Source organism: Nocardioides sp. T5 (assembly GCF_048161455.1).
Classification (GTDB): domain Bacteria; phylum Actinomycetota; class Actinomycetes; order Propionibacteriales; family Nocardioidaceae; genus Nocardioides.
On record NZ_CP182415.1, the window covers coordinates 3554914 to 3576357 of the forward strand.

Below are 21444 nucleotides of genomic sequence, written 5' to 3' on the forward strand. Positions count from 1 at the left end.
GTGACTCCCCTCACCCTAGGTCGCATCCGGCGGTTTGTGAACAACTTTTGCTTGCCGTTCGGCAAAAGAGGTGACCCCCGTTACAGTCACGCCTGTGCTCGACGACCTGGGACGGCTGCTGCACCGGTGGCGACGCCCGGTCCTCGCGACGTGGGCGGCGCTCGTCGTGCTCGGCGCGGTGCTGGGCGGCTCGGTCTTCGACGTGGCCGAGGCCCCCGAACCGCTGCGCGACGACGCCGAGTCCGCCCAGGTGGCCCAGCTCCTCGAGGACGCCGACCCGGAGGGTGAGCTGGTGGTCGCCGTCCTCTCGGGGGCCGACATCTACAGCGTCGACCTGATCGACCAGGCGACCCGGGTGCTGCACGACGTGCGCGACCTGCCCGACGTCGTCGAGGTGCGCGACCCGTGGACCACCGGCGCCCAGGACCTCGTGAGGCCCGACCGCAACGGCACGATCGTCACCGTCGAGATCGACCACACCGTGGACCGGGACCGTGCCCTCGCCGCGGCGGCCGAGATCGAGGAGACCCTGCAGCTCGTCGGGATGCCGGAGGTGCTGGTGGGCGGCCCGCTGCTCGCCGAGGAGGCGTTCGGCGAGCAGGCCGTGCAGGACGCCGCCCGCGGAGAGGGCATCGCGGTCCTCGTGCTGCTCGTCGTCCTGGCCCTGGCCCTGGGCGGGCTCGTCGTCGGCCTGCTGCCCGTCGTCACCGCGCTCGGCTCGGTCAGCGTGGCTCTGCTGGCCCTGGCCGGCATGGCCCGCCTGACCCCGGTGAGCGAGTACGCCGTCAACGTGGTCACGCTCCTCGGCCTCGGCCTGGCCGTCGACTACGCGCTGCTGGTCCTCGGCCGCTTCCGGGAGGAGCGGGCAGCGGCATCACCCGGCACCGACATCGGCCAGGTGCTGGGCCGCACGCTGGCCACCTCGGGACGTACGGTCCTCGTCTCGGGCCTCACGGTCGCGACGGCGCTCGCAGGCCTGCTCGTGCTCCGCGACCCCGTGCTCTCACCGATGGCGGTCGGTGGTCTCGTCGCGGTGGCGGGCGCGACGCTGACCGGCCTCACCCTCGCCCCGGCGTTGGTCGCGGTCTCGCACGCCCGGATCCCCGCCCCTGCGCCGCGACGGCTCCTGGGGGGCACCCCCAGCGCCCACGCCCTGCTGCCGCGGCTGGCGCGACTCGCCCAGCGACGCCCGTGGCCGGTCCTGCTGGGGTGCACGGCCCTGCTGCTGCTGCTCAGCACCCCCCTGCTGGCCCTCGACCTCCGCAACTCCGACGCCCGCACCCTGCCCCGCGACAGCGAGCCGCGACTGACGCAGGCCGCCATCGAGGCGGGCTTCCCGGACCAGGACGAGACCCCGATCACGGTGCTGGTCGAGGCGGAGTTCAGCTCGCAGGAGACCGCCGACGCGATGGCCGGCCTCGCCGGCATCCCGGGCGTGGTCGACGTGCTGCTCTTCGACCCCGTGCCCGGCGACCTCAGCCAGCTGCTGGTCGAGCCCGAGCCCGACGCCGCCGGCGACTACGACGGCCCGAAGGTGCAGGACCTGGTACGCCGGATGCGCGCCGCCGACCTCGGGGTGGACGTGCTGGTCGGCGGGCCCACCGCCGAGCTGGTCGACACCCGTGACGCCCTCGCGGACCGGGCGCCCTGGGCGATCCTGGTCGTCGCGGTGCTCACGGCCCTGCTCCTAGGCCGGCTGACGCGCTCCGTCGTCGTACCGATCAAGGCCGTCGCCCTCAACATGCTCTCCCTCTGCGCCACGCTCGGTGTCGTCGTGGCGGTCTTCCAGTGGGGCTGGGGGTCGTCGCTGCTCGGGTTCGACTCGTGGGGCGCCCTCGACGTCACCACTCCCCTGCTGCTCTTCATGTTCGCGTTCGGGCTGTCGATGGACTACCACGTCTTCCTCGTCGCGCGGATCCGCGAGGCGTGGGACGAGGCCCTGGCGCGACCGCGGCGCAAGCGCGACGGACCCGCCGACCTGCGAGCGCTGAACGACGAGGCCGTGCTCACCGGCATCACCGCCTCGGGGCCGGTCGTGACCCTCGCCGCCGTCGCGATCGGGATCGTCTTCCTCGGCTTCGCGCTCGGCGAGCTCATCGCGGTCAAGGAGATCGGCGTCGGCATGACCGTGGCCGTGCTGCTCGACGTCACGATCGTGCGCGGCCTGCTCCTGCCGGCGTCGATGACGCTGCTGGGGCAGTGGAACTGGTGGCTGCCCGGACGGGGAGGGCCGACGAGCGGCAGCTGAGGTCGGTCAGCGCTCGTCGGTGGTGGCGGAGGAGTCCTTCTGCACAGGCTCGTCGCCGTAGACGCCGGCGTCCTTGGCCGCCTGGGCCTTGCGCAGCTGCTTGACCAGGCTGAAGGCGATCACGACGACCGCGAGGATCATGAAGATCCACACCGCGAAGCCGAGGGGACCGGCCTTGACCTCGGTGTCCTTCGGCGTCGGGTCGTCCACGAGAGCGATGATCAGCAGGTCGAGCATGCCCCCAGTGTCCCACCCACCTGTCAGGGAGCGGGTGTCGGGATCCCTGCGAACAGGTCGTCCTCGGGGAACGTGCTCGGCACGGTCGACTCGACCAGCTCGTAGTCCTCGGTCGGCCAGGTCTTCTGCTGGATCTCACGCGGGATCGCGAACCACATGCCGTCGGGGTCGATCTGCGTGGCGTGCGCGAGCAGCGCCTGGTCACGCACCCCGAAGTAGTCCCCGCACGGCACCCGGGTGGTGATCCGGTCGTCCCACTCCGGCTCGCGCTCCCACTTCGCGAGGCGCTCGGTGTAGGGCGACTCGAGGTCGTGGGCCAGCATCGCCTCGTGGAGGGCGTTGGTCTTCGCCCAGCTCCAGCCGTGGTGGTAGTAGAGCTTCATCGGCTGCCACGGCTCCCCGGCGTCGGGGAACCGCTCGGGGTCGCCGGCCGCGTGGTAGGCCGCGACGGAGACCTCGTGGCAGCGGATGTGGTCGGGGTGCGGATAGCCGCCGCGTTCGTCGTACGTCGTCAGCACGTGGGGGCGGAACGAGCGGATCAGCCGCACCAGGCGCTCGGTCGCCTCCTCGAGCGGGACCAGGGCGAAGCAGCCCTCCGGGAGCGGCGGCAGCGGGTCGCCCTCGGGCCAGCCCGAGTCGACGAAGCCGAGCCAGTCCTGCCGGATGCCGAGGATGTCGCGAGCGCGGTGCATCTCCTCGCGGCGGATCTCGGTGATGTTCTCCCAGACCTCGGGGCGGTCCATCTTGGCGTTGAGCACCGAGCCACGCTCGCCGCCGGTGCAGGTGGCGACGTGGACGTCGACGCCCTCGGCGACGTACTTCGCCGTGGACGCTGCCCCCTTGCTCGACTCGTCGTCGGGGTGGGCGTGGACGTGCATGAGTCGGAGGCCGGCGCGGGGCCGGTCTGCGGGGGGCTGGGCCATGGTCCGCAGTCTAGGAGTCCCCGCTTACGCTTCTGTGCGTGACCACCGACCTCGCCGACCGCTACGGCGCACCCGCGCGGTGGCGGCGTCCCACGGCCGTCGGGCTGGCGGTCCTCCTGGCCGTCGTCGGGCTCACCTGGCTGGGCTGGACGGCGTGGTTCCACGGCAGCCCCGACGTGCGCTCCGAGGTCGTCACCTTCGAGGTCACCGACGACCACCAGGTCGAGGCGCGCGTCGACGTCGTGCTCGCCGACGGCGTCGAGGCCAGCTGCCGCGTACGCGCCCTGGCCGAGGACAAGACGGCCGTCGGGGAGCTCGCCTTCACCCCCGTCGACGGGGTCAACGAGGTGGTCATCCGCACCGAGCGCCGCGCGACGTCCGTCGAGAAGCTGGGGTGCACCACCCCGGACCAGCCGCGCCCGCGCTGAGCCGTCAGCCTGCGCTTTTGCCGCGGGCTTGCTAACCTGATCGTTCTGCCCGTCCGGGTGCGCTGGCCGATGTCTGTCGCCGCGCCGACTCCGATCGGACGGAAGACACCACCGACCCGATGCGGGCGCGCTGAGGCACACCCGTATCCAGTACCACGTGAGCAGGAGCATCGACATGACCGACCAGGGCACCATCTGGCTGACCCAGGAGGCCTACGACAAGCTGCGGGCCGAGCTCGACGACCTCAAGGGCCCCAAGCGCCAGGAGATCATCGAGAAGATCGCCTCCGCGCGCGACGAGGGCGACCTCAAGGAGAACAGCGGCTACCACGCCGCCAAGGAGGACCAGGGCAAGCAGGAGGCCCGGATCCGCCAGCTCGAGGACATGCTGCGCCGCGCCGAGGTCGGCGAGACCCCGCCCGACGACGGCGTCGTCGAGCCCGGCATGGTCGTCACGATCGACTTCGGCGGTGGCGACACCGAGAAGTTCCTCCTCGGCGCCCGGGAGAACCTCTCCGAGGGCGACACCCTCGACGTCTACTCCCCCGAGTCGGCCATGGGTGCCGCGATCAACGGCAAGTCGAAGGGCGACGAGGTCACCTACACCGCGCCCAACGGCAAGGAGCTGACCGTCACCGTCGTCGACGCGGAGCCCTACAAGGCCTGAGCATCACCTTGACCACCGCCGGAGCGGTGAGTGAGGCAGGTTCTGCAGCCGCAGAACATGTCTGGCTCACCGCTCCTCGGCGTTTCCGGGCGCCCCGAGGGCGTACGTCGCTCAGGTGTCGACGCGGTAGCCCCGCTCGCGCAGGCGCTCCATCAGGTGCTCGGCGTGCGCTTCACCGCGGGTCTCGAGCTGGATGCGCACCTCGACCTCGTGGAGGGTCAGGGACGGGGAGAGCCGCTCGTGGGCGACCTCGAGGACGTTGGCGCCCTCGGCGCCGATCTCAGTGAGCAGCGAGGCCAGGCCGCCGGGGAGGTCGGGGATGCACACGCGCAGGTAGAGGTAGCGTCCAGCGGCGGCGAGGCCGTGGCGGATGACCTTGTTCAGCAGCAGGGGGTCGATGTTGCCGCCGGAGAGCACGGCGACGGCGGGGGTCTCGAAGCCTGTGGGGTTGTCGAGCATGGCCGCGACCGCGGCCGCGCCGGCAGGCTCGACGACCTGCTTGGCACGCTCGATCAGCGCGAGCAGCGCGCGGGAGAGCGACTCCTCGGACACCGTGACGATCTCGTCGACGTGGTCGCGCACCGCCGCGAAGGTGATGTCACCGGGCCGGCCGACCGCGATGCCGTCGGCCATCGTGCTCATCGACTCGAGCGCCACGGGCTGTCCGGCAGCGAGCGACCCGGGGTAGGCGGCGGCGCCCTCGGCCTGCACGCCCACCACGCGTACGTCGGGACGCAGCGCCTTGATCGCGATCGCCACCCCGGCCAGCAGCCCGCCCCCGCCGGTCGGCACCAGCACCGTGCGTACGTCGGGCGCCTGCTCGAGGACCTCGAGGCCCAGCGTTCCCTGGCCGGCGACGATGTCGACGTGGTCGAAGGGGTGGATCAGGACGGCCCCGGTCTCCTCGGCGAACCGCCGCGCTGCCGCGAGCGAGTCCTCGAGGTAGCGGCCCTCGAAGACGACGTCCGCGCCGTAGCCGCGGGTCGCCTTCTCCTTGGGGATCGGCGCGCCCTCGGGCATGAAGACGGTGGAGGTGATGCCGAGGGTCGTGGCCGCGAGCGCGACGCCCTGCGCGTGGTTGCCGGCCGAGGCGGCGACGACACCGCGGGCCCGCTCCTCCTCGGAGAGGCGGGCGATGCGGACGTAGGCGCCACGGGACTTGAAGGAGCCGGTGCGCTGGAGGTTCTCGCACTTGAGCGAGACCGGTCCGCCGACCAGCGCGGAGAGCCATCGCGACTCCTCCATCGGCGTGGTCACCGTGATGCCTTCGAGCATCTCGCGCGCGGCGAGGATGTCGGCCAGGGAGCATTCGGTCAAGACGGGTCCTTGTCGTGGTCGTCGCGGTCGTCGCGGTCGTCGTCGGGGTCTGCCGGGGCCGCGAGCGGGCTGTCGTCGTGGATCTGGTCGCCCTCGTTGGGCGGTGGGGCGATGTCCTCGTCGAGCGCGTCATCGGGGTCGTCGTCACCGACCTCGGTGTAGGAGGCGAGGTGCTGCGCGACGGCGTTGCCCGCCGCGGCGAGGGGTACGGCGACGAGTGCCCCCGCGATGCCGGCCACGAGGACGCCGCAGCCGATCGCCACGATGACGCCGAGCGGGTGCAGCGAGACGAAGCGGCCCATCAGGAACGGCTGGAGGATGTGGCCCTCGATCTGCTGGACCAGGATCACGCCGCCGAGCATGAGCAGCGCGGTCCACGGCCCCTGGTCGACCAGCGCGACGAGGATCGCCACCAGACCGGCGATCGTGGCACCGATCATCGGCACGAACGCGCCGAGGAAGACCAGCACGCCGATGGCGACGACGAACGGCACGCCGAGGAACCAGGCGACGAGCATGATGCCGATCGCGTCCGCGAGGGCCACCAGGACCGTGGCCCGCACGAACTGGGTCAGCGACACCCAGGCGACGCGACCCGAGGCGTCGACGCGCTCGCGTGCGGCGCGGGGGGCGATGCGCACCAGCCACGACCAGATGCGCTCACCGTCGGCGAGGAAGAAGTAGGTGGAGAACAGCACGATGAAGAAGCCCGCCACTCCGTGCCCGACGGCGGTGCCGACCTCCGTGGCGCGGGTGAGGATGCCGTCGGCGCCCGTGCTGCCGGAGACGGCGGACTGGACCTGCTGGATGTAACCGTCGAGCTGGGAGTCCGAGACGTGGAACGGGCCGGTGCGCAGCCACTCCCGGACCTGGTCCAGGCCGGTGACCACCGAGTCGGCGAGGTCGCTCGCCCCCTGGGCGACCTGCTGGCCCACGAAGGTGAGCAGCAACGCCACCGTGCTGATGCCGAGGAGCATGACGACGCCGGTCGCGAGGCCGCGGGGCACCCCGATCCGCCGGAGCCAGATGACCATCGGCGTGGCCAGCGCGCTGAGGAGCAGCGAGACGGCGATCGGCAGGGTGATCACCGCGAAGAAGCGCATCGTCCACAGCAGGCCGAGCATCGCGACCACGATGACGATCAACCGCCAGGACCAGGCCGCGGCCAGGTCAAGACCCCACGGCACCTGCGCGCGGCTGAAGTTGGAGGGTCCGGTGGCGAACGCCGGCTCGCTCCGCCGGTCGGCGCGCCCCTGGGCCCACTGGGCGACGATGCGCTCGGCCAGACCGTCCTCCTCGCGGGCGAGGGCGGCGAAGAGTCGCCGACGACCCGTCTCCGCGTCGGTCTCGCCCGGCACGTCGGACGATGGCCTGTCCTGGTCGCTCACGTCCGCCACGCTACCGATCCCCCGCGGCCCGGAGACCACCCAGCAGACGGTGTGCGGCGACCGGGTGCTCCTCGGCCAGCAGGCCGGCGGCCGCGAGCACGTAGTCGTGGTCCACGACCACCCGCGGATCGCGCGGGAGCTGCCAGCCCCCTTCGAAGGCGTCGCCGGTCGCCGGCGCCAGGACACGGCGTACGGCGTCGGGGCCGCCGTGGCGCAGCACGCCGCCCGAGCCGACCAGCAGGTCGACCTCGCGGAGGTCCTTGCCGCTGCGCTCGACCACGCGGCCCTCGGGGCTCACCACCACTCTGCTCCGGCCGGCGTGGCGTTCGAGGGCGATGCGGACGGCGGCCGCGGCGATGTCCAGGTCGGCCTCGCGCTCGGCAGCCGGGTCAGGACAGCTGTCGGGAAGCAGGTCGGGCCGCGCGCGACGTCGTACGGCGGCCGCCTGCAGGTCGTGGCGGCCCGCGGCCTCGACCGTCGAGACCGCCGACCAGCGCATGCCGAGGTCGCCCTCGACCGTGCGCGTCACGGGCGTGGTGGCGACGACCTCGCGTGCGAGGCCACTGTCCTCCGGGTCGAGCTCGACGACGCTGTGCACGTCGGTGGTCGCGCCGCCGACGTCGACGACCACGACGTCACCGGCCCCGAGGTGCTGGTCGTCGAGGCCGCGGGCGAGGAGCTCGACTCCGGTGAGCACGATGTCGGGCGTCGCGCCGCGCACCATGGCGGTGAAGGTGCGGCCGCGGGCGTCGGTGCGGCTGCTCAGGTGCTTGCCCCCGATGACGTGGCTGAGGAAGATCTCGCGGATCGCGCGGCGCGCGCCGTCGGGCGCCAGCACGCCGATGCGGGGCACGACGTTGTCGGCGAGGACGTGCGGGGTGCCGGATCCGGTGAGCAGCTCGGCGACCAGGGGCTGCGACTCGACGTTGCCGGCCACCACGACCGGGCCCGACCACGGCACCTCGGCCAGGAAACGGGCGTCGCCCTCGAGCACCTCGGCGTTGCCGCCGTCGGTGCCGCCCACCAGGAGCACGACGTCGGGCTCGGCGGCGCGCAGCTCGTCGTGCTTGGCGGCGTCGAGGCCGCCGTGCAGCACGAGCACGACCTTGCCGCCGCTCGACAGCGCCACCCGGCGCCCGGCCTCGGCCGTCACCAGCTCCTCGTTGCCGACGACCGCGATCCGCAGCCCGCCGCCGGCGCTGGAGCAGGCGAGCACGTCGGCGTCGAGGGCGCGCGGGTCCTGCTCGGCGAGCGCGGCCAGGCAGGCGTCGTACCCGTCGAGGACGTCGCCGACCCCGGCGGCGTCAGGGAGGGTGGTCGGGTGGCTCGCGGTCGCGAGGAGATGCCCGGTCCCACCGTCGACCAGGGCGGCCTTGGTGAACGTCGAGCCGAAGTCCACGCAGACGACCGCGGTCACACCAGCACCGTCAGGGCGGCCACCACGATGATCGCGATGACGGCGAGGACGACGGCCTGCACGCCGATCCCCGTCGGCAGGTCGGTGCCCGAGCGGATCGCCCGCTCGGCCTGGCGGTAGCGGTGCCACCCGACGACGGCGGTCATTCCCGACGCGAGCAGGAGGGCGACTCCCAGGGCGACGTTGGGCCACGTCCCCTCCAGCAGGTTGAGGGCGCCGACGGCCGCCACGACCAGACCGATCGCGGTGCGTTCGTAGGCGAGGAGGGTCCGTTCGTTGGCCAGGAGGTAGCGCGGGTCGGGTGCCTCGTCCACGTGTCAGCCCAAGGACCTGTCGAGGTCGGCGACGAGGTCGTCGGCGGTCTCGATGCCGACGCTGAGCCGGACCAGGTCGGCGGGGACCTCGAGGTCGGTGCCGGCCACGCTGGCGTGGGTCATCCGGCCGGGGTGCTCGATGAGGGACTCGACGCCGCCGAGGGACTCGCCGAGAGTGAAGACCTCGGCGCGCTCGCACACCGCGAGAGCCTGCGCCTCGCCGCCGGCGACGCGGAAGGAGATCATGCCGCCGAAGCGCTTCATCTGCCGCGCGGCGACCTCGTGGCCGGGGTGGGCGGCGAGACCGGGGTAGATCACCTCGGCGACCCGCGGGTCGCCGTCGAGGAACTCCACGATCCGCTCCGCGTTGTCGCAGTGGCGGTCCATGCGTACGCCGAGGGTCTTGAGGCCGCGGTGGGTGAGGAAGGCGTCGAACGGGCCGGCGACGGCGCCCATGGCGTTCTGGTGGTAGCCGACCTTCTCGGCGAGCTCGAGGTCGCGCACGACGACCGCTCCCCCGACGACGTCGCTGTGCCCGCCGACGTACTTGGTCGTCGAGTGCACCACGACGTCGGCACCGAGCGTGAGCGGCTGCTGGAGGTACGGCGAGGCGAAGGTGTTGTCGACCACGAGCAGCGCGCCGGCGTCGTGGGCGACGGTGGCGAGCGCCTCGATGTCGCCGATCGTGAGCATCGGGTTGGTGGGCGTCTCGACCCAGACCAGCTTGGTGCGGCCGGGCTCGATCGCCGCGGCCACCGCGTCGGTGTCGGCGACGGACGCCGAGCTGTGGTCGGTGCCCCAGACCTTGGCGACCTTGTCGAAGAGGCGGTGCGTGCCGCCGTAGGCGTCGTCGGGGATGACGACGTGGTCGCCGGGGCGGGTCAGCGCCCGGATGATGGTGTCCTCGGCGGCCAGGCCGGAGGCGAAGGCGAACCCCTTCTCGCCGTCCTCGACCGCAGCGAGCGCGCCCTCCAGTGCCGTACGGGTGGGGTTCGCGGAGCGGCTGTACTCGTAGCCGCCCCGCAGACCGCCCACCCCGTCCTGCTTGTAGGTGCTGCTGGCGTAGATGGGCGGGTTGACCGCCCCGGTCATCGCGTCGGGCTCGTAGCCGGCGTGGATCGCACGCGTCTCGAACCCGGCCTTGTTCGCACGTTCCTGGGTCACCCCAGCACTCTAGGACCCTTCGTCACTGGATCGCGCCCCGCGGCTCCCCCGGTGCGAGCGTCGACCCTCCGCTCGCGGGCGCGTCGGCCCCGTCAGCCCGCGCGGCCGGCGAGACGATGCCGGCGGCGGGGGGACGAGCGGCCCAGCTCCCGCGGCTGTAGCCGAAACCTGCGCCGCCACCCTTGGCGACCTGGATGAAGAAGCCGAACGGATCGGCGGTGTTGCCGGAGCCTGCGGCGTTGGCCACGATGACGCTCGACACGTTCACCCGTCCGGTCTCGAAGATGCAGAGGTTTCCGGGCGCGGCGTTCGGCGCCGAGGGCGTGCCCGAGCACCCGTTCGGGACCAGCCCACCGCTGGGGATGAGGTGCACCGTGGGGGCACTCGCGAAGCTCACCCCGAAGGAGCCCGACATCGACTGGAACGAGGAGTCGCCGATGACGAGGTAGGTCCCCCGCACGAGAGCGTTGGAGGCTACATACTTCCCATCGCTCTCGGCCTTGGTGTACGACGAGCCGTTGAGTGCGTAGTTGCCCTTGGGCTGGTACTTCGCGTCGGCCTCGGCCCTGGAGTACGTCTCGGCCTTGGTGTAGCCCGAGCCGGCGGTCTCGTAGGAGCCCTTCGGCTGGAACCTGTTGTCGCTCTTCTTCTTGGTGTAGTAGCGCTTGTCGGCCTGCGGCTTGAGCTCCTTGTTCCAGATCTTCTTCCAGTTGGTGGCCACGGCACTGCTGATCTCGGCTCCGGCCGGCGTGACGGCCATGAGGCCGCCCCCGACCAGGACCCCGGCGAGGACGGCAACCAGGAGGTGCCGAACCGTTCGACGTGAAGACATGACGATTCCCTTCGGAGAGTGTTGCTGATCTCCTCACCGTCCTCCCGTCATCGCGAGGGCGCATCGGTGACAGCACGACGTCTAGACCGCGTAGTCCTACGTAGGCCGACTTGCGCGGCGCGCGACAATGGAGCCATGTTCGGATTCGGCAAGCCCACCACCCTGCCCACCCCCGACCAGGCGCTCCCGGGGCGCGAGCAGCAGCCGTGGACCCTGGGCGAGCACGTGGTCCTGCACACGCCCGTCGTCAGCGACGACGTCCCCGACGGCCACGAGGTCGCGATCCTCGGCCTCGGCTGCTTCTGGGGCGCCGAGGAGATCTACTGGCAGGTCCCCGGCGTCTGGTCGACGTCCGTCGGCTACGCCGGCGGCAGCACGCCCCACCCCACCTACGACGAGGTGTGCAGCGGCCACACCGGCCACACCGAGGCCGTCCGCATCGTCTTCGACCCCGCGCGGGTGTCGTACGCCGACCTGGTGAAGAAGTTCTTCGAGATCCACGACCCGACGCAGGGCATGCGCCAGGGCAACGACGTCGGCACGCAGTACCGCTCGGCGATCTACTGGACCACCCCCGAGCAGGAGCAGACCGCCCGCGAGCTGACCAAGGTCTACGGCGAGGAGCTGGCCCGCCGCGGCCTCGGCGAGATCACCACCGAGATCCGCCCTGCCGCCGAGACGCCGTACTACTACGCCGAGGACCCCCACCAGCAGTACCTCGCGAAGAACCCCTTCGGCTACCGCTGCCACGCCAACACCGGGGTGTCCTTCCCGGCCTGATCGCTTGCGCGGTGGCCGTGGTCCACCCGGTGGACCAGGATCACCGCACTACCTACCGCCGAGCGGTGGCTGTCGATCCGGGCCCCGCTCGTCCGTCAGAGTGGTGACGGGCCGCACGGGGCGGCCGCGAGGAGGAGCGACATGACGCAGTACGCCATCTACTTCCACCAGCAGTGGGTCGGCGACCACCCGGCCGAGTGGTTCCAGACCCGCGTGGAGCCGAGCAAGGCCGTGGTCAAGGAGATGGAGGACGCAGGCATCCTGGTGTTCGCCGGCGGGCTCGAGGAGGACATGAGCGACGCCTTCAGCGCCGACGCCACGAGCGGGACCGTGACGATCACCGACGGCCCCTACACCGAGACCACGGAGCAGCTCGGCGGGATCACGGTCATCGACGTCCCCGACATCGAGACCGCGCGCTACTGGGCGGGACGGGTCGCCGAGGGATGCGGGTGGCCCCAAGAGGTTCGCGTCGTCGTGTAGCAGCCCACGTCAGCGTGCGGCCACCCATTCGGTGAAGGACCGTGGTGCACCGAGCCAGTCGCGCTTGGTGCTGCTGCCGTCCGGGCGGGATCCCGCGACGCGTACGGCGACCCGGACCTCGTCCGGGGCGCCCATCACGGTCCGGGAGATCCGCATCCGCACCTGGTCCGTGTCGTAGTCGATCCGCATCCCGTAGGAACCGTCGACCGGTCCGTTCCACGCGGACGTCGCGAAGCCGCCGGTGGCCAGCAGCGCGTAGTCGGTGCCGACGAAGTAGCCGCCGGAGAAGACGAACTCCGGGCCGGCGTGCGAGCGGTCGGTGTCGAGGAACACCGCGCCCGACGAACCGGACCGGAAGGACTCGACCAGGTCGCTGTGCGTTGTGGTGATGACGACGTTGCGGCCGCCGTGCTTGACCTCCACCGACCGCAGGTCGGCGCCGTGGCCGAGGTCCTTCGGGTCGGACACGCCGATGCTGTCGGCGCTGGCCGGGAGCTGGGTCGGGGCGAGGGCTGCGACCGCCAGGGTCGCGGCGCTCAGGATGGTGGTACGCATCGTGCTGGTCCGTTCTCGTGTCGGGCCCCGGACGGGGTCGTACCCACAGAGACGCGAGAGCGCGCGCCGAGGTTGCATCCGACCGCACCTCCGTCTGGCATGATCCGCCTTCCCCGCACGATCCGCCCGACCGAGGAGCCGCGTGGCTGCCCTGACGCAGCACCGACGCACCGCCGCCGCATGGCTGGTGCACGCCTACACGGCCTCCGGTGTCGTCCTGGCGTTCCTGATGTTCGTGGCGGTCATGGAGGGCGACACGGTCCGGGCGCTGTGGCTCTTCCTGGTCGCCATGGTGGTGGACGGCACCGACGGGATGCTCGCGCGGTGGGTCCAGGTCAAGCGGCACGCCCCGTCGTTCGACGGAGCGCTCCTGGACAACATCGTCGACTACATCACCTACGCCTTCATGCCGATGCTGCTGCTGTGGAGCGCGGGCTACCTCGGCGAGGGCACCCCGGCGACGATCCTCGCGGTGATCCCGCTGGTCGCCTCGGCCTACCAGTTCTGCCGGGTGGACGCCAAGACCGACGACCACCTCTTCCTGGGGTTCCCGAGCTACTGGAACATCGCAGCGTTCTACATCGTCGTCCTCGACCTGCCGACCACGGCCGTCGCCGTCGTCCTGCTCGTGTGCGCGGTGCTCGTCTTCGTCCCGGTCGGCTACGTCTACCCGTCCCGCACGTCCACGCTGCAGTCGACCACGCTCGCCCTCACCTGCCTCTGGCTGGTGGGCTACGCCGTGCTGGTCGCCCAGCTCCCCGACCCCAGCACCCTGTGGCTGACGGTCTCGGTGGCCTACGTCGTCTACTACGTCGCGCTCAGCCTCTACCTCACGCTCCGGCGCGCCCGCGTGGTGCCGGCCGTCGTCTGACCACCGGCCGAGCCTGACCACCGGCCGAGCCTGACTACCGGCCGACGGAGAGCCGCACCTCGACGACCTGACCGAGATCGACGTCCTCGGCGCGCCGCACGGCCACCTTGAGCGGCAGGAACCACGTGTCCTCGCGGGGGAACATGGCCGTGGTGAACTCCGTGCCACCGATCCACGCACGGACGGGCACCACGCCCCAGTAGACGACGTCGGCCTTCACCTCCTCGACGAGGTCGGCCGCATCGGGCGGGAGCACCACGAAGACGTACGGCGCCGGGCCGCGCCACTCGACCACCTCGCCGGCGAACTCGATCTCCATGCCCCCACCTTCCCAGCAACCGGTGACCGTCGAGACGGTCACCGAGGCGGGCGGAAGACCCCACGGCCTCTGCCCGCCTCGCACCGTCGCACCCCTGTCGCGCGACGGCCCTCTCGGAGGGTCTGGTTCAGCCCAGGGCCGCGACTGCCGCCACGACGTCGACGAGGCCGTGACCCTTGTCGTACGACGTGGCGCCGACCGGTCCGGACTCGTAGGCCGCCCCGTCGGCGAACGGGTGGGCCGAGACCTTGAGCGCCCGCTCGATGTCCGCGGGCGTCGCCGTCGGGTCGGCCTGGAACAGCTGCGCGACGATGCCGGCGACGTGCGGCGCCGCCATCGACGTACCGCTGATGGTGTTGAAGGTGCCCAGGTCGAGCGCGCCGGGTCCGTTGCGGACGTCGAGGCCGGTCGAGCAGATCGCGAGGTAGAGGCGGCACGAGGACGTGATGTTCTCCCCCGGCGCCGAGATGTCGGGCCACGTCGAGGCGTCCGTGGCGAGGCCGCGCGAGCTGTAGTCGGAGACGACTCCCTCACGCGTGCCGGTGTCCTGGTCGTAGTAGGAGGCGACCGAGAGGATGCCGCCGGTCGGGTCCTGACCGGGCGGGTTGGTCAGGCTCGTCGAGCCGTCGCCGCCGTCGTTGCCGGCCGCCCAGACCGTGACCACACCCTCGGCGGCGAGGGCACGCTGGAGCTTGACCGTCGCCGACTCGGGGTCGAACGCGCCGCCGCCCGAGGGACCGTAGGAGTTGTTGGTGACCTTGATCGGCGGGCACGTCGACGCGGGTACGCCGGCCCCGCACGGCGCCTCGTGGTTCTCGAGCACCCAGTTGAGGGCGGAGTCGGCGCCGAGGATCACGAGGCCGGCACCGGTCGAGATCGAGACGAGCTTGGCGCCGGGGGCCGCGCCCTGGAGCCGGCCGCCGTCGGTCAGCGTGGTCGGGCGACCGGCCACGATGCCGCTGACGTGGGTGCCGTGGCCCCCGACCGAGAGGGTGTCGGTGTCGACGAGAGCGGGCACGCGCTGCACCGAGCAGGTCTCGGTGAGCGGCTCGCACAGGGCCTTGAGGTTGGCGACGACGGCGCTCGAGCCGTCGGCCTCCTCGAAGTAGGGGTGGGTCGGGTCGACGCCGGAGTCGATGACCGCGACGCTCACGCCCCGACCGGTCAGCGGCGTGCCGTCGGCACCGGTGAGGGTGGCGGCCGCCTCGGCGCCCCGGGTCGCGGTGTTGGACGTCTCCTGGAAGAAGTCGATCGGCTGCGCGCCGCCCTCGACGTAGGTCACGCCGCTCCGGGCGCGGACCGCCTCGACCTGGCTGCGGGTGGCGTCGGCGATGACGACCCCGATGCGGGTGAACTCGCCGGCCTTGCGCATCCCGGTCGCCGCGACGGCCTCACGGGCCGCGGTGATGGAGGTGCCGTGCACCATCACGGTCGTCGTGCCGCTGAGCCCGGTCAGCTGCTGGGCGAGGAAGTCGGAGACGTCAGCCTGGTCGGCGGGTGCGGATGCCTGGCCTGCGGCCGGCGCGGTCGCGCCGACCCCGAAGGTCGCAGTGGCGGCCAGCACGCTCGCCGCACAGGCGAGAAGGGTCTTGGGTCGCACGGGTGGTCCTCCCGAGTGTCGGAGTTCGTTGCCTTCTCCAACGAGGCGGCTCGCGCGAGGTCACGCGTGCCTCACCGGGCATCGGTGATGATGGGAGGCATGACCGACCTCCCGCGCAAGGCCGCAGCCCGCACGGCCCGCCTGGCCGCGCTCCCGTTGGGGTACGCCGGGCGGCAGGCGGTCGGGCTGGGCAAGCGGCTCGGCGGCAAGCCCGCCGACGCAGTGCTCACCGAGGTGCAGCAGCGCACCGCCGAACAGCTGTTCCGCACCCTGGGCGAGCTCAAGGGCGGAGCGATGAAGTTCGGCCAGGCGCTCAGCGTGCTGGAGTCGGCCCTGCCGGAGGAGGTCAGCGCGCCCTACCGGGAGCACCTCACGGCGCTGCAGGACTCCGCTCCCCCGATGCCGACCGCGACGGTGCGCGAGCAGCTGGCCGCCCACCTCGGCGACGACTGGTCCGAGCGGCTCGTCTGGCTCGACGGCGCTCCCACCGCGGCCGCGTCCATCGGCCAGGTGCACCGGGGGCGCTGGCGCGACCTCGCGGTCGACTCCGCCGAGGACCGCGACGTCGCGGTGAAGGTGCAGTACCCCGGCGCCGGCGACGCGCTGATGTCCGACCTGCGCCAGATCGCCCGCGTCGCGCGAGGGGTCGCGCCGGTCTTCCCCGGCATCGACATCAAGCCGCTCGTGGCCGAGCTGCAGGAGCGCGCGGCCGACGAGCTCGACTACCACCTCGAGGCGGAGGCGCAGGCGGCGTACGCCGAGGCGTTCGCCGACCACCCCTCCATCGTGGTCCCCGCCGTGGTCGCCGTGGGCGCGGAGGTGCTCGTGACCGAGTGGATGGACTCCGCCTACTCCCTCGCCCACGTCATCCGCGACGGCACGCCGGAGGAGCGCGACCACTACGGCGAGCTGTTCGTCCGCTTCCTCTTCGAGGGGCCGCGGCGCACCGGCATGCTCCACGCCGACCCCCACCCGGGCAACTTCCGCGTCATCCCCGGCCCCGACGGGGGGCTCGGCCAGCTGGGCGTCCTCGACTTCGGTGCCGTCGCGCGGCTGCCCCAGGGCCAGCTGCCCGAGGCGATGGGCCGGCTCATCCGCATCGCGCTGGAGTCGGACGAGGAGTCGCTGGTCGCCGGGCTCCGCGAGGAGGGCTTCATCAAGGACCGCATCGACGTCGACCCGGCCCTGCTGCTCGCCTACCTCGCTCCCTTCGTCGAGCCCGCCGACCAGGAGCGCTTCACCTTCACCCGCGAGTGGATGCGCGAGCAGTTCGAGCGGGTCAACGACCCCCGCTCCGAGACCTTCACCCTCGCCACCAAGCTCAACCTCCCGTCGTCCTACCTCCTGATCCACCGCACCTGGCTCGGGGCCGTGGGCCTGCTCAGCCAGCTCGGTGCCAGCGTGCCCTTCCGCGAGATCCTCGAGGAGTCGCTGCCGGGGTTCGCCGAGGACTGATGACGCGCATGGATGCAGCCGCCGCCCTCGCCCGCTGGCACGCCGTCGTCGAGAGCCGCGACCCCGCCGGCCTGCCGGGTCTCATCGCCGAGGACGCGGTCTTCCGGAGCCCCGCGGTGCACACGCCGCAGGTCGGCCGCGACACGGTCGTCGGCTACCTCACCGCCGCGTTCACGGTGCTCGGGCCGCACCTGACCTACGAGCGCGAGTGGCTCGGTGACGACTCGGCCGTGCTCCAGTTCAGCACCGAGGTGGGTGGCCTCGACGTCTCCGGGATCGACATGATCACGTGGGACGAGGACGGGCAGATCGTCGACTTCACCGTGATGGTGCGTCCGAAGAAGGCCCTCGACGTCGTCATCGAGCACATGGGAGCCGAGCTGCTGCGGATGCTGGAGGCAGCGGGCTCCTAGACCCAGGAGCCCCGCCCGCCGCCGTACCAGTCGCCGAAGTGCTCGCGGTAGGACGAGGCGGGACCGCGCGAGCCGAGGTAGGACCCGACCACCGCGGCACCGAGGTCGTCGAGCTCGGGGCTCACCATCCGGCCGTCGACCCGGCGCGCCATCGAGTCGATGAAGCGCGCCAGCCCGGGGTCCTCGCCGAGCCGGAAGAACGTCGTCTGAGCCCCCAGCCGGGCCGCGGCGTCGAGCTCGCGGACGGAGTGGGCGATCGTCAGCGGGTGCGGCGGGTAGGAGAACCACACGTCGCCGTCGGGCTCGAGGTGCGCGGTCGGCTCACCGTCGGTGACGACGAGCAGCACGGGCTGGGCGTTGGGGTGCTTGCGGAAGAACCGGTTGGCGAGCAGCAGCCCGTGGTGGAGGTTGGTCCCCTTGTCCCACCGGGCGTCCAGGGCGGTCAGCTCCTCGATCTCCATCACCTGGGCGTGCCGGCCGAACGCGATCAGCTGGATGTCGTCGCCGCGGAAACGGGAGCGCACCAGCTGGTGCAGCGCCAGCGCGGTGCGCTTCATCGGCACCCAGCGGCCGTCCATCGCCATCGAGAAGGACGTGTCCACCAGCAGCGCGACGGCGGCCTGGGTGCGGGCCTCGGTCTCGACGACCTCGATGTCGTCGACCTGGATGCGCACCGGCGACGCACCTCCCCGGAGCACCGAGTTGGTGATCGTGCGAGGGACGTCCCACGGCTCGGTGGAGCCGAACTCCCACCGCCGGGTGGCGCCGGACGGCTCTCCGGCGAGTCCCGTCGTACGCGTCTCGCGCGCGCCGGCGCGTCCGCTCATCCGCTCCGCCACGTCACGCAGCAGCGCCTTGCCGAGCTGGCGCATCGCCTTGGGCGAGAGCCGCAGCTCGCCGTCGGAGCCCCGCTTGAGGTAGCCGCTGTCGCGCAGCGCCCGCTCGAGCTCCTGCAGGGTCTTCGCGGCGACGGCCGCGTCCGGGCCGAGCTGCCCCGCCAGCGCGTCGAGGTCGACGTCGTCCATCCGCGCACCGTGGTGGGACTGGGCGAGCTGGTCGGCGAGCGCGTCGAGCTCGGCCAGGTCCTGCAGGGCCCCGGTGCCGTCGCCCAGGCCCATGCCCTGATCGCCCTCGAAGCTCTCCGAGCCCGACCAGTCCTCACCGGGTCGCAGGGCCTGGAGGTTGGCGTCCATCCGGGCCAGCTGCTCCATCAGCTGGGGCGACCCGAAGGCCTGCTGGGAGAGCTCCATCAGCTCCTGGCGCTGCTCGGGCGTCATCGAGTTGAGCATCCGCTGGGCGGCGGCAGCACGCTGGGCGAGGGAGTCGAGCAGCTCGTCCATGTCCTTCGGCTGCTCGGGGAAGAAGTCACCGTGCTTGTCCATGAAGTCGGCGAACTCCTCGTCCGTGACCCCACCAGAGGCGTGCTTCTCGAGCAGGTCGTTGAGGTCGGACAGCATCTCCGAGACGGCCTGCCGGTCCTCCTCGGTGGCACCCTCGATCGCCTGCTTCATGCCGGCGAAGCGCTGGTCGAGCAGCTCGCGGCCGAGGAGGTCCTTGATCTCCTCGTAGGCCTCGCGCGCCTCCGAGGACTGCCAGTCGTACGACGACAGCTCGCTCACCGCGGCCGGCGTGGAGGTGGGGAGGTTGTCGAGCATGAGCTCACGGAACGCGCGGTCGCCGTCGTCCAAGGCGATGTCGCGGGCCAGCTGCCCGCGCTCGGCCAGCACGGCCCGGTCGAGCAGCTCGCGGACCTCGCGCATGGTGCCGTCGAGGTCGTTGCGCTGCAGGATCTCGCGCCGTCGCTCGGCCACCCGGCGGGCCAGCTCGTCGAGCCCGGCCTGGTCGGTGCCCCCGCGCCGCAGGAACTCGCGCATCGCGCGCTCGGGCGCGTAACCGGCCATGACGTCCTGCCCGATGGCGTCGAGCGCCTCGGCCAGGTCGACCGGCGGGGCGAGCGGGTCGCCCCCGTCGTACTTGCGGAACCTGCTCATCGCAGCGCCCCCTTGCAGCGATCAGCCATAGACGGTCTCACCGGCATCGGTGTCCTTGCCGATCCGACGGGCGAGGTAGAGCCCCTCCAGCGCGAGCTCGAGCGCAGCGGCCCGCTCTCCGTCGTTGGTGGCGCCGAGCCGGTCGCACACCTCGTCGTAGAGGTCGGACTCGCCCGGACCGGTGGGCGGCAGCGCCGGCAGGCCGCCCAGGAAGTCACGCGCCCCGACACGGGCCCCCGTGCTGACCATCGCTCCCTCCTCGATGGCCTCGACCAGCAGCCGCAGGTCGATGCCGGCGAGGTGTGCGCGCACCGTCTCGGCGACGGCGGTGCGCAGCAGGTGCGTGAGGATCTCGCTCTCGCGTCCCTCTTCGCCCGTCTCGAACTCGATCTTGCCGCCGAGCACGTCGACGGCGGTCTCGAGGTCGACGACGCGTGCGACGGCCTCGTCCTCGCCCTGGGTGGTGGCGCGGTGCAGGGCAGCGGCCGCGATCGTCTCGGCCCCGGCGATCGCGAAGCGCGCGCTGACGCCCGAGCGCTGGTCGACCGACTGGGAGTCGCGCAGGTGGCGGGTGAAGCGTGCCAGCACCTCGAGGAGGTAGTCGGGCACCTCGGCGACGAGGTCGGCCTCCTGCTCGATGACGGCGATCTCCTGCTCGACCTCACGCGGGTAGTGGGTGCGGACCTCGGCGCCGAAGCGGTCCTTGAGCGGGGTGATGATGCGGCCGCGGTTGGTGTAGTCCTCGGGGTTCGCGCTCGCCACGACGAGGACGTCGAGCGGGAGCCGCAGCACGTAGCCGCGGATCTGGATGTCGCGCTCCTCCATCACGTTGAGCATCGCCACCTGGATGCGCTCGGCCAGGTCGGGCAGCTCGTTGATCGCGACGATGCCGCGGTGGCTGCGCGGGATGAGGCCGAAGTGGATGGTCTCCGGGTCGCCGAGGTGCCGCCCCTCGGCCACCTTCATCGGGTCGACGTCGCCGATGAGGTCGGCGACCGAGGTGTCCGGCGTCGCCAGCTTCTCGGCGTAGCGCTCGTCGCGGTGGCGCCACGAGATGCGCAGGTCGTCGCCGTAGGTCGCGACCGCCTGCTGGGAGGTGACGGTGACCGGCTCGTAGGGGTGCTCACCGAGCTCGGAGCCGGAGATGACCGGCGTCCACTCGTCGAGCAGCGCGACCAGCGAACGCAGGAGGCGGGTCTTGCCCTGGCCGCGCTCGCCCAGCAGCACGATGTCGTGGCCCGCGATCAGCGCCCGCTCCACCTGGGGGATCACGGTGTCGGCGAAGCCGTGCAGCCCGGGCCACGGGTCCTCGCCGTCCCGCAGCCGTGCGAGCAGGTTGTCGCGCAGCTCCTGGCGCAGGGGCTTGAGCTGGTGGCCGCTCTCCCGGAGCTGGCCGAGCGTGCTGGGGGCTGGGTGCATCTGGTCCACGTCCGTCACGCCTTCCACGCTAGACCGGCCCGTCAACGTCGAGTGCGCTCGAAGTCCGGCGGCCCCGTCGATCACGCGACTCCGGACCCTGCCGCGCGGGACCTTCGGCCCTGCTGATCGCGCTGCTGCGGAGCGCAGGCTGGGAGACGAGCTGAAGGAGGCTTCCATGCACACCACCCACGACCTCTCCCGGGAGGACTGCGCGCGCCTGCTCAACGCCGGCGTCGCGGGTCGGGTCGCGGTCGGGACCCCCACGGGACCGCACATCGTGCCGGTGAACTACGCCGTCGACGGGGAGTCGATCCTCATCCGCACCACCGCCTACAGCCTGCTCGGCACCTACGGCCGTGGCGCGCAGCTGTGCTTCGAGGTCGACCAGTTCGACTACGAGCTCAAGCGTGGCTGGAGCGTCGTGGTGCGGGGTCGCGGGTCCTTCGTCGACGACCAGGACGAGCTCGGGGAGATCGCCCGGCACTGGGAGCCGCGCCCCTGGGCGACCGGGCAGCGCAACCTCGTCGTCCGCATCCCGTGGACCGAGGTGACCGGCCGCCAGCTCGGCGGCGGGTGGGACCCGTGGGAGCACCTCCCCGTGCAGAGGCTCGCGTAGCGGCACA

22 protein-coding genes are annotated in these 21444 nt (G+C 72.1%); 9 read left to right on the forward strand and 13 right to left on the reverse strand.

Annotation, left to right across the window (positions count from 1 at the left end; genetic code table 11):
* Positions 1 to 94 precede the first annotated feature (94 nt).
* Positions 95 to 2248 (forward strand): MMPL family transporter, encoded by a 2154-nt coding sequence (locus ACNKF0_RS17365; protein ID WP_416954123.1) that lies wholly within the window; start codon positions 95 to 97, stop codon positions 2246 to 2248.
* A gap of 6 nt (positions 2249 to 2254) precedes the next feature.
* Here ACNKF0_RS17365 and ACNKF0_RS17370 read toward each other — a convergent pair whose 3' ends face one another.
* Together ACNKF0_RS17370 and mca are read right to left on the reverse strand one after the other, a co-directional pair.
* Positions 2255 to 2485 carry a hypothetical protein gene (locus tag ACNKF0_RS17370; RefSeq protein WP_416954124.1) on the reverse strand — a complete coding sequence of 77 codons (231 nt, stop codon included), beginning with the start codon at positions 2483 to 2485 and terminating at the stop codon, positions 2255 to 2257.
* Between the two features lie 23 nt (positions 2486 to 2508).
* A complete protein-coding gene (gene mca, locus ACNKF0_RS17375) occupies positions 2509 to 3408 on the reverse strand; it encodes a mycothiol conjugate amidase Mca (RefSeq protein ID WP_416954125.1) in 900 nt (299 codons plus the stop codon).
* A 38-nt stretch (positions 3409 to 3446) separates the two neighbouring features.
* On the opposite strand from mca, the gene ACNKF0_RS17380 reads away from it, so the two are divergent.
* Both ACNKF0_RS17380 and greA read left to right on the forward strand, forming a co-directional pair.
* Positions 3447 to 3836, forward strand: a complete 390-nt coding sequence (locus tag ACNKF0_RS17380; RefSeq protein WP_416954126.1) for a DUF4307 domain-containing protein — start codon at positions 3447 to 3449, stop codon at positions 3834 to 3836.
* Between the two features lie 175 nt (positions 3837 to 4011).
* On the forward strand, positions 4012 to 4503 hold the full coding sequence (gene greA / locus ACNKF0_RS17385; RefSeq protein ID WP_416958570.1) for a transcription elongation factor GreA: 492 nt from the start codon (positions 4012 to 4014) through the stop codon (positions 4501 to 4503).
* A 111-nt stretch (positions 4504 to 4614) separates the two neighbouring features.
* Here the strand turns inward: greA and ilvA are convergent, their stop codons facing one another.
* Genes ilvA through ACNKF0_RS17415 form a run of 6 tightly spaced genes read right to left on the reverse strand, consistent with a single transcriptional unit; the run spans position 4615 to position 10935 of the window.
* Positions 4615 to 5778 (reverse strand): threonine ammonia-lyase, encoded by a 1164-nt coding sequence (gene ilvA / locus ACNKF0_RS17390; protein ID WP_416958572.1) that lies wholly within the window; start codon positions 5776 to 5778, stop codon positions 4615 to 4617.
* A 38-nt stretch (positions 5779 to 5816) separates the two neighbouring features.
* Positions 5817 to 7208, reverse strand: coding sequence for an AI-2E family transporter (locus ACNKF0_RS17395; RefSeq protein ID WP_416954127.1), 1392 nt, complete (start codon positions 7206 to 7208; stop codon positions 5817 to 5819).
* 10 nt (positions 7209 to 7218) lie between these two features.
* Positions 7219 to 8625, reverse strand: coding sequence for a glutamate mutase L (locus ACNKF0_RS17400; protein WP_416954128.1), 1407 nt, complete (start codon positions 8623 to 8625; stop codon positions 7219 to 7221).
* On the reverse strand, positions 8622 to 8939 hold the full coding sequence (locus ACNKF0_RS17405) for a YidH family protein (RefSeq protein ID WP_416954129.1): 318 nt from the start codon (positions 8937 to 8939) through the stop codon (positions 8622 to 8624). The genes ACNKF0_RS17400 and ACNKF0_RS17405 overlap by 4 nt, the downstream gene beginning before the upstream one ends.
* Positions 8940 to 8942: 3 nt before the next feature.
* A complete protein-coding gene (locus ACNKF0_RS17410; protein WP_416954130.1) occupies positions 8943 to 10103 on the reverse strand; it encodes a cystathionine gamma-synthase in 1161 nt (386 codons plus the stop codon).
* A gap of 22 nt (positions 10104 to 10125) precedes the next feature.
* Positions 10126 to 10935 carry a hypothetical protein gene (locus ACNKF0_RS17415; protein WP_416954131.1) on the reverse strand — a complete coding sequence of 270 codons (810 nt, stop codon included), beginning with the start codon at positions 10933 to 10935 and terminating at the stop codon, positions 10126 to 10128.
* A 135-nt stretch (positions 10936 to 11070) separates the two neighbouring features.
* Here ACNKF0_RS17415 and msrA point away from each other — a divergent pair, with 135 nt between their 5' ends.
* On the forward strand, positions 11071 to 11715 hold the full coding sequence (gene msrA / locus ACNKF0_RS17420) for a peptide-methionine (S)-S-oxide reductase MsrA (protein ID WP_416954132.1): 645 nt from the start codon (positions 11071 to 11073) through the stop codon (positions 11713 to 11715).
* A gap of 141 nt (positions 11716 to 11856) precedes the next feature.
* On the forward strand, positions 11857 to 12198 hold the full coding sequence (locus tag ACNKF0_RS17425; RefSeq protein WP_416954133.1) for a YciI family protein: 342 nt from the start codon (positions 11857 to 11859) through the stop codon (positions 12196 to 12198).
* 9 nt (positions 12199 to 12207) lie between these two features.
* Here ACNKF0_RS17425 and ACNKF0_RS17430 read toward each other — a convergent pair whose 3' ends face one another.
* A complete protein-coding gene (locus tag ACNKF0_RS17430; RefSeq protein ID WP_416954134.1) occupies positions 12208 to 12753 on the reverse strand; it encodes a hypothetical protein in 546 nt (181 codons plus the stop codon).
* Between the two features lie 142 nt (positions 12754 to 12895).
* Between ACNKF0_RS17430 and ACNKF0_RS17435 the strand changes: the two genes are divergently transcribed.
* Positions 12896 to 13624: a CDP-alcohol phosphatidyltransferase family protein gene (locus tag ACNKF0_RS17435; RefSeq protein ID WP_416954135.1), complete on the forward strand. Its 729-nt coding sequence runs from the start codon at positions 12896 to 12898 to the stop codon at positions 13622 to 13624.
* A 34-nt stretch (positions 13625 to 13658) separates the two neighbouring features.
* Here ACNKF0_RS17435 and ACNKF0_RS17440 read toward each other — a convergent pair whose 3' ends face one another.
* Together ACNKF0_RS17440 and ACNKF0_RS17445 are read right to left on the reverse strand one after the other, a co-directional pair.
* Positions 13659 to 13943 (reverse strand): DUF1905 domain-containing protein, encoded by a 285-nt coding sequence (locus ACNKF0_RS17440; RefSeq protein WP_299925541.1) that lies wholly within the window; start codon positions 13941 to 13943, stop codon positions 13659 to 13661.
* A 127-nt stretch (positions 13944 to 14070) separates the two neighbouring features.
* A complete protein-coding gene (locus ACNKF0_RS17445; RefSeq protein ID WP_416954136.1) occupies positions 14071 to 15543 on the reverse strand; it encodes a S8 family serine peptidase in 1473 nt (490 codons plus the stop codon).
* Between the two features lie 99 nt (positions 15544 to 15642).
* Between ACNKF0_RS17445 and ACNKF0_RS17450 the strand changes: the two genes are divergently transcribed.
* On the forward strand, positions 15643 to 16998 hold the full coding sequence (locus ACNKF0_RS17450; RefSeq protein WP_416954137.1) for an ABC1 kinase family protein: 1356 nt from the start codon (positions 15643 to 15645) through the stop codon (positions 16996 to 16998).
* On the forward strand, positions 16998 to 17411 hold the full coding sequence (locus ACNKF0_RS17455) for a nuclear transport factor 2 family protein (protein WP_416954138.1): 414 nt from the start codon (positions 16998 to 17000) through the stop codon (positions 17409 to 17411). The genes ACNKF0_RS17450 and ACNKF0_RS17455 overlap by 1 nt, the downstream gene beginning before the upstream one ends.
* Here the strand turns inward: ACNKF0_RS17455 and ACNKF0_RS17460 are convergent.
* Together ACNKF0_RS17460 and ACNKF0_RS17465 are read right to left on the reverse strand one after the other, a co-directional pair.
* Positions 17408 to 19402, reverse strand: a complete 1995-nt coding sequence (locus tag ACNKF0_RS17460; RefSeq protein WP_416954139.1) for a VWA domain-containing protein — start codon at positions 19400 to 19402, stop codon at positions 17408 to 17410. The genes ACNKF0_RS17455 and ACNKF0_RS17460 overlap by 4 nt on opposite strands.
* A 21-nt stretch (positions 19403 to 19423) precedes the next feature.
* Entirely contained in the window at positions 19424 to 20821 is a 1398-nt protein-coding gene (locus ACNKF0_RS17465; protein ID WP_416958574.1) for a sigma 54-interacting transcriptional regulator, read from the reverse strand.
* 175 nt (positions 20822 to 20996) lie between these two features.
* On the opposite strand from ACNKF0_RS17465, the gene ACNKF0_RS17470 reads away from it, so the two are divergent.
* Positions 20997 to 21437, forward strand: a complete 441-nt coding sequence (locus ACNKF0_RS17470) for a pyridoxamine 5'-phosphate oxidase family protein (RefSeq protein WP_299925559.1) — start codon at positions 20997 to 20999, stop codon at positions 21435 to 21437.
* The last annotated feature ends 7 nt before the right edge of the window (positions 21438 to 21444 follow it).

What these genes read in the sequence shown, in the direction of transcription:
- ACNKF0_RS17425 (WP_416954133.1), top strand. Translation starts at nt 11,857, where the DNA reads ATGACGCAGTACGCCATCTACTTCCACCAGCAGTGGGTCGGCGACCAC.
- mca (WP_416954125.1), bottom strand. Translation starts at nt 3,408, where the DNA reads ATGGCCCAGCCCCCCGCAGACCGGCCCCGCGCCGGCCTCCGACTCATG.
- greA (WP_416958570.1), top strand. Translation starts at nt 4,012, where the DNA reads ATGACCGACCAGGGCACCATCTGGCTGACCCAGGAGGCCTACGACAAG.
- ACNKF0_RS17450 (WP_416954137.1), top strand. Translation starts at nt 15,643, where the DNA reads ATGACCGACCTCCCGCGCAAGGCCGCAGCCCGCACGGCCCGCCTGGCC.
- ACNKF0_RS17430 (WP_416954134.1), bottom strand. Translation starts at nt 12,753, where the DNA reads ATGCGTACCACCATCCTGAGCGCCGCGACCCTGGCGGTCGCAGCCCTC.
- ACNKF0_RS17460 (WP_416954139.1), bottom strand. Translation starts at nt 19,402, where the DNA reads ATGAGCAGGTTCCGCAAGTACGACGGGGGCGACCCGCTCGCCCCGCCG.
- ACNKF0_RS17455 (WP_416954138.1), top strand. Translation starts at nt 16,998, where the DNA reads ATGACGCGCATGGATGCAGCCGCCGCCCTCGCCCGCTGGCACGCCGTC.
- ACNKF0_RS17440 (WP_299925541.1), bottom strand. Translation starts at nt 13,943, where the DNA reads ATGGAGATCGAGTTCGCCGGCGAGGTGGTCGAGTGGCGCGGCCCGGCG.
- ACNKF0_RS17470 (WP_299925559.1), top strand. Translation starts at nt 20,997, where the DNA reads ATGCACACCACCCACGACCTCTCCCGGGAGGACTGCGCGCGCCTGCTC.
- ACNKF0_RS17370 (WP_416954124.1), bottom strand. Translation starts at nt 2,485, where the DNA reads ATGCTCGACCTGCTGATCATCGCTCTCGTGGACGACCCGACGCCGAAG.
- msrA (WP_416954132.1), top strand. Translation starts at nt 11,071, where the DNA reads ATGTTCGGATTCGGCAAGCCCACCACCCTGCCCACCCCCGACCAGGCG.
- ilvA (WP_416958572.1), bottom strand. Translation starts at nt 5,778, where the DNA reads ATGCTCGAAGGCATCACGGTGACCACGCCGATGGAGGAGTCGCGATGG.
- ACNKF0_RS17415 (WP_416954131.1), bottom strand. Translation starts at nt 10,935, where the DNA reads ATGTCTTCACGTCGAACGGTTCGGCACCTCCTGGTTGCCGTCCTCGCC.
- ACNKF0_RS17465 (WP_416958574.1), bottom strand. Translation starts at nt 20,821, where the DNA reads ATGCACCCAGCCCCCAGCACGCTCGGCCAGCTCCGGGAGAGCGGCCAC.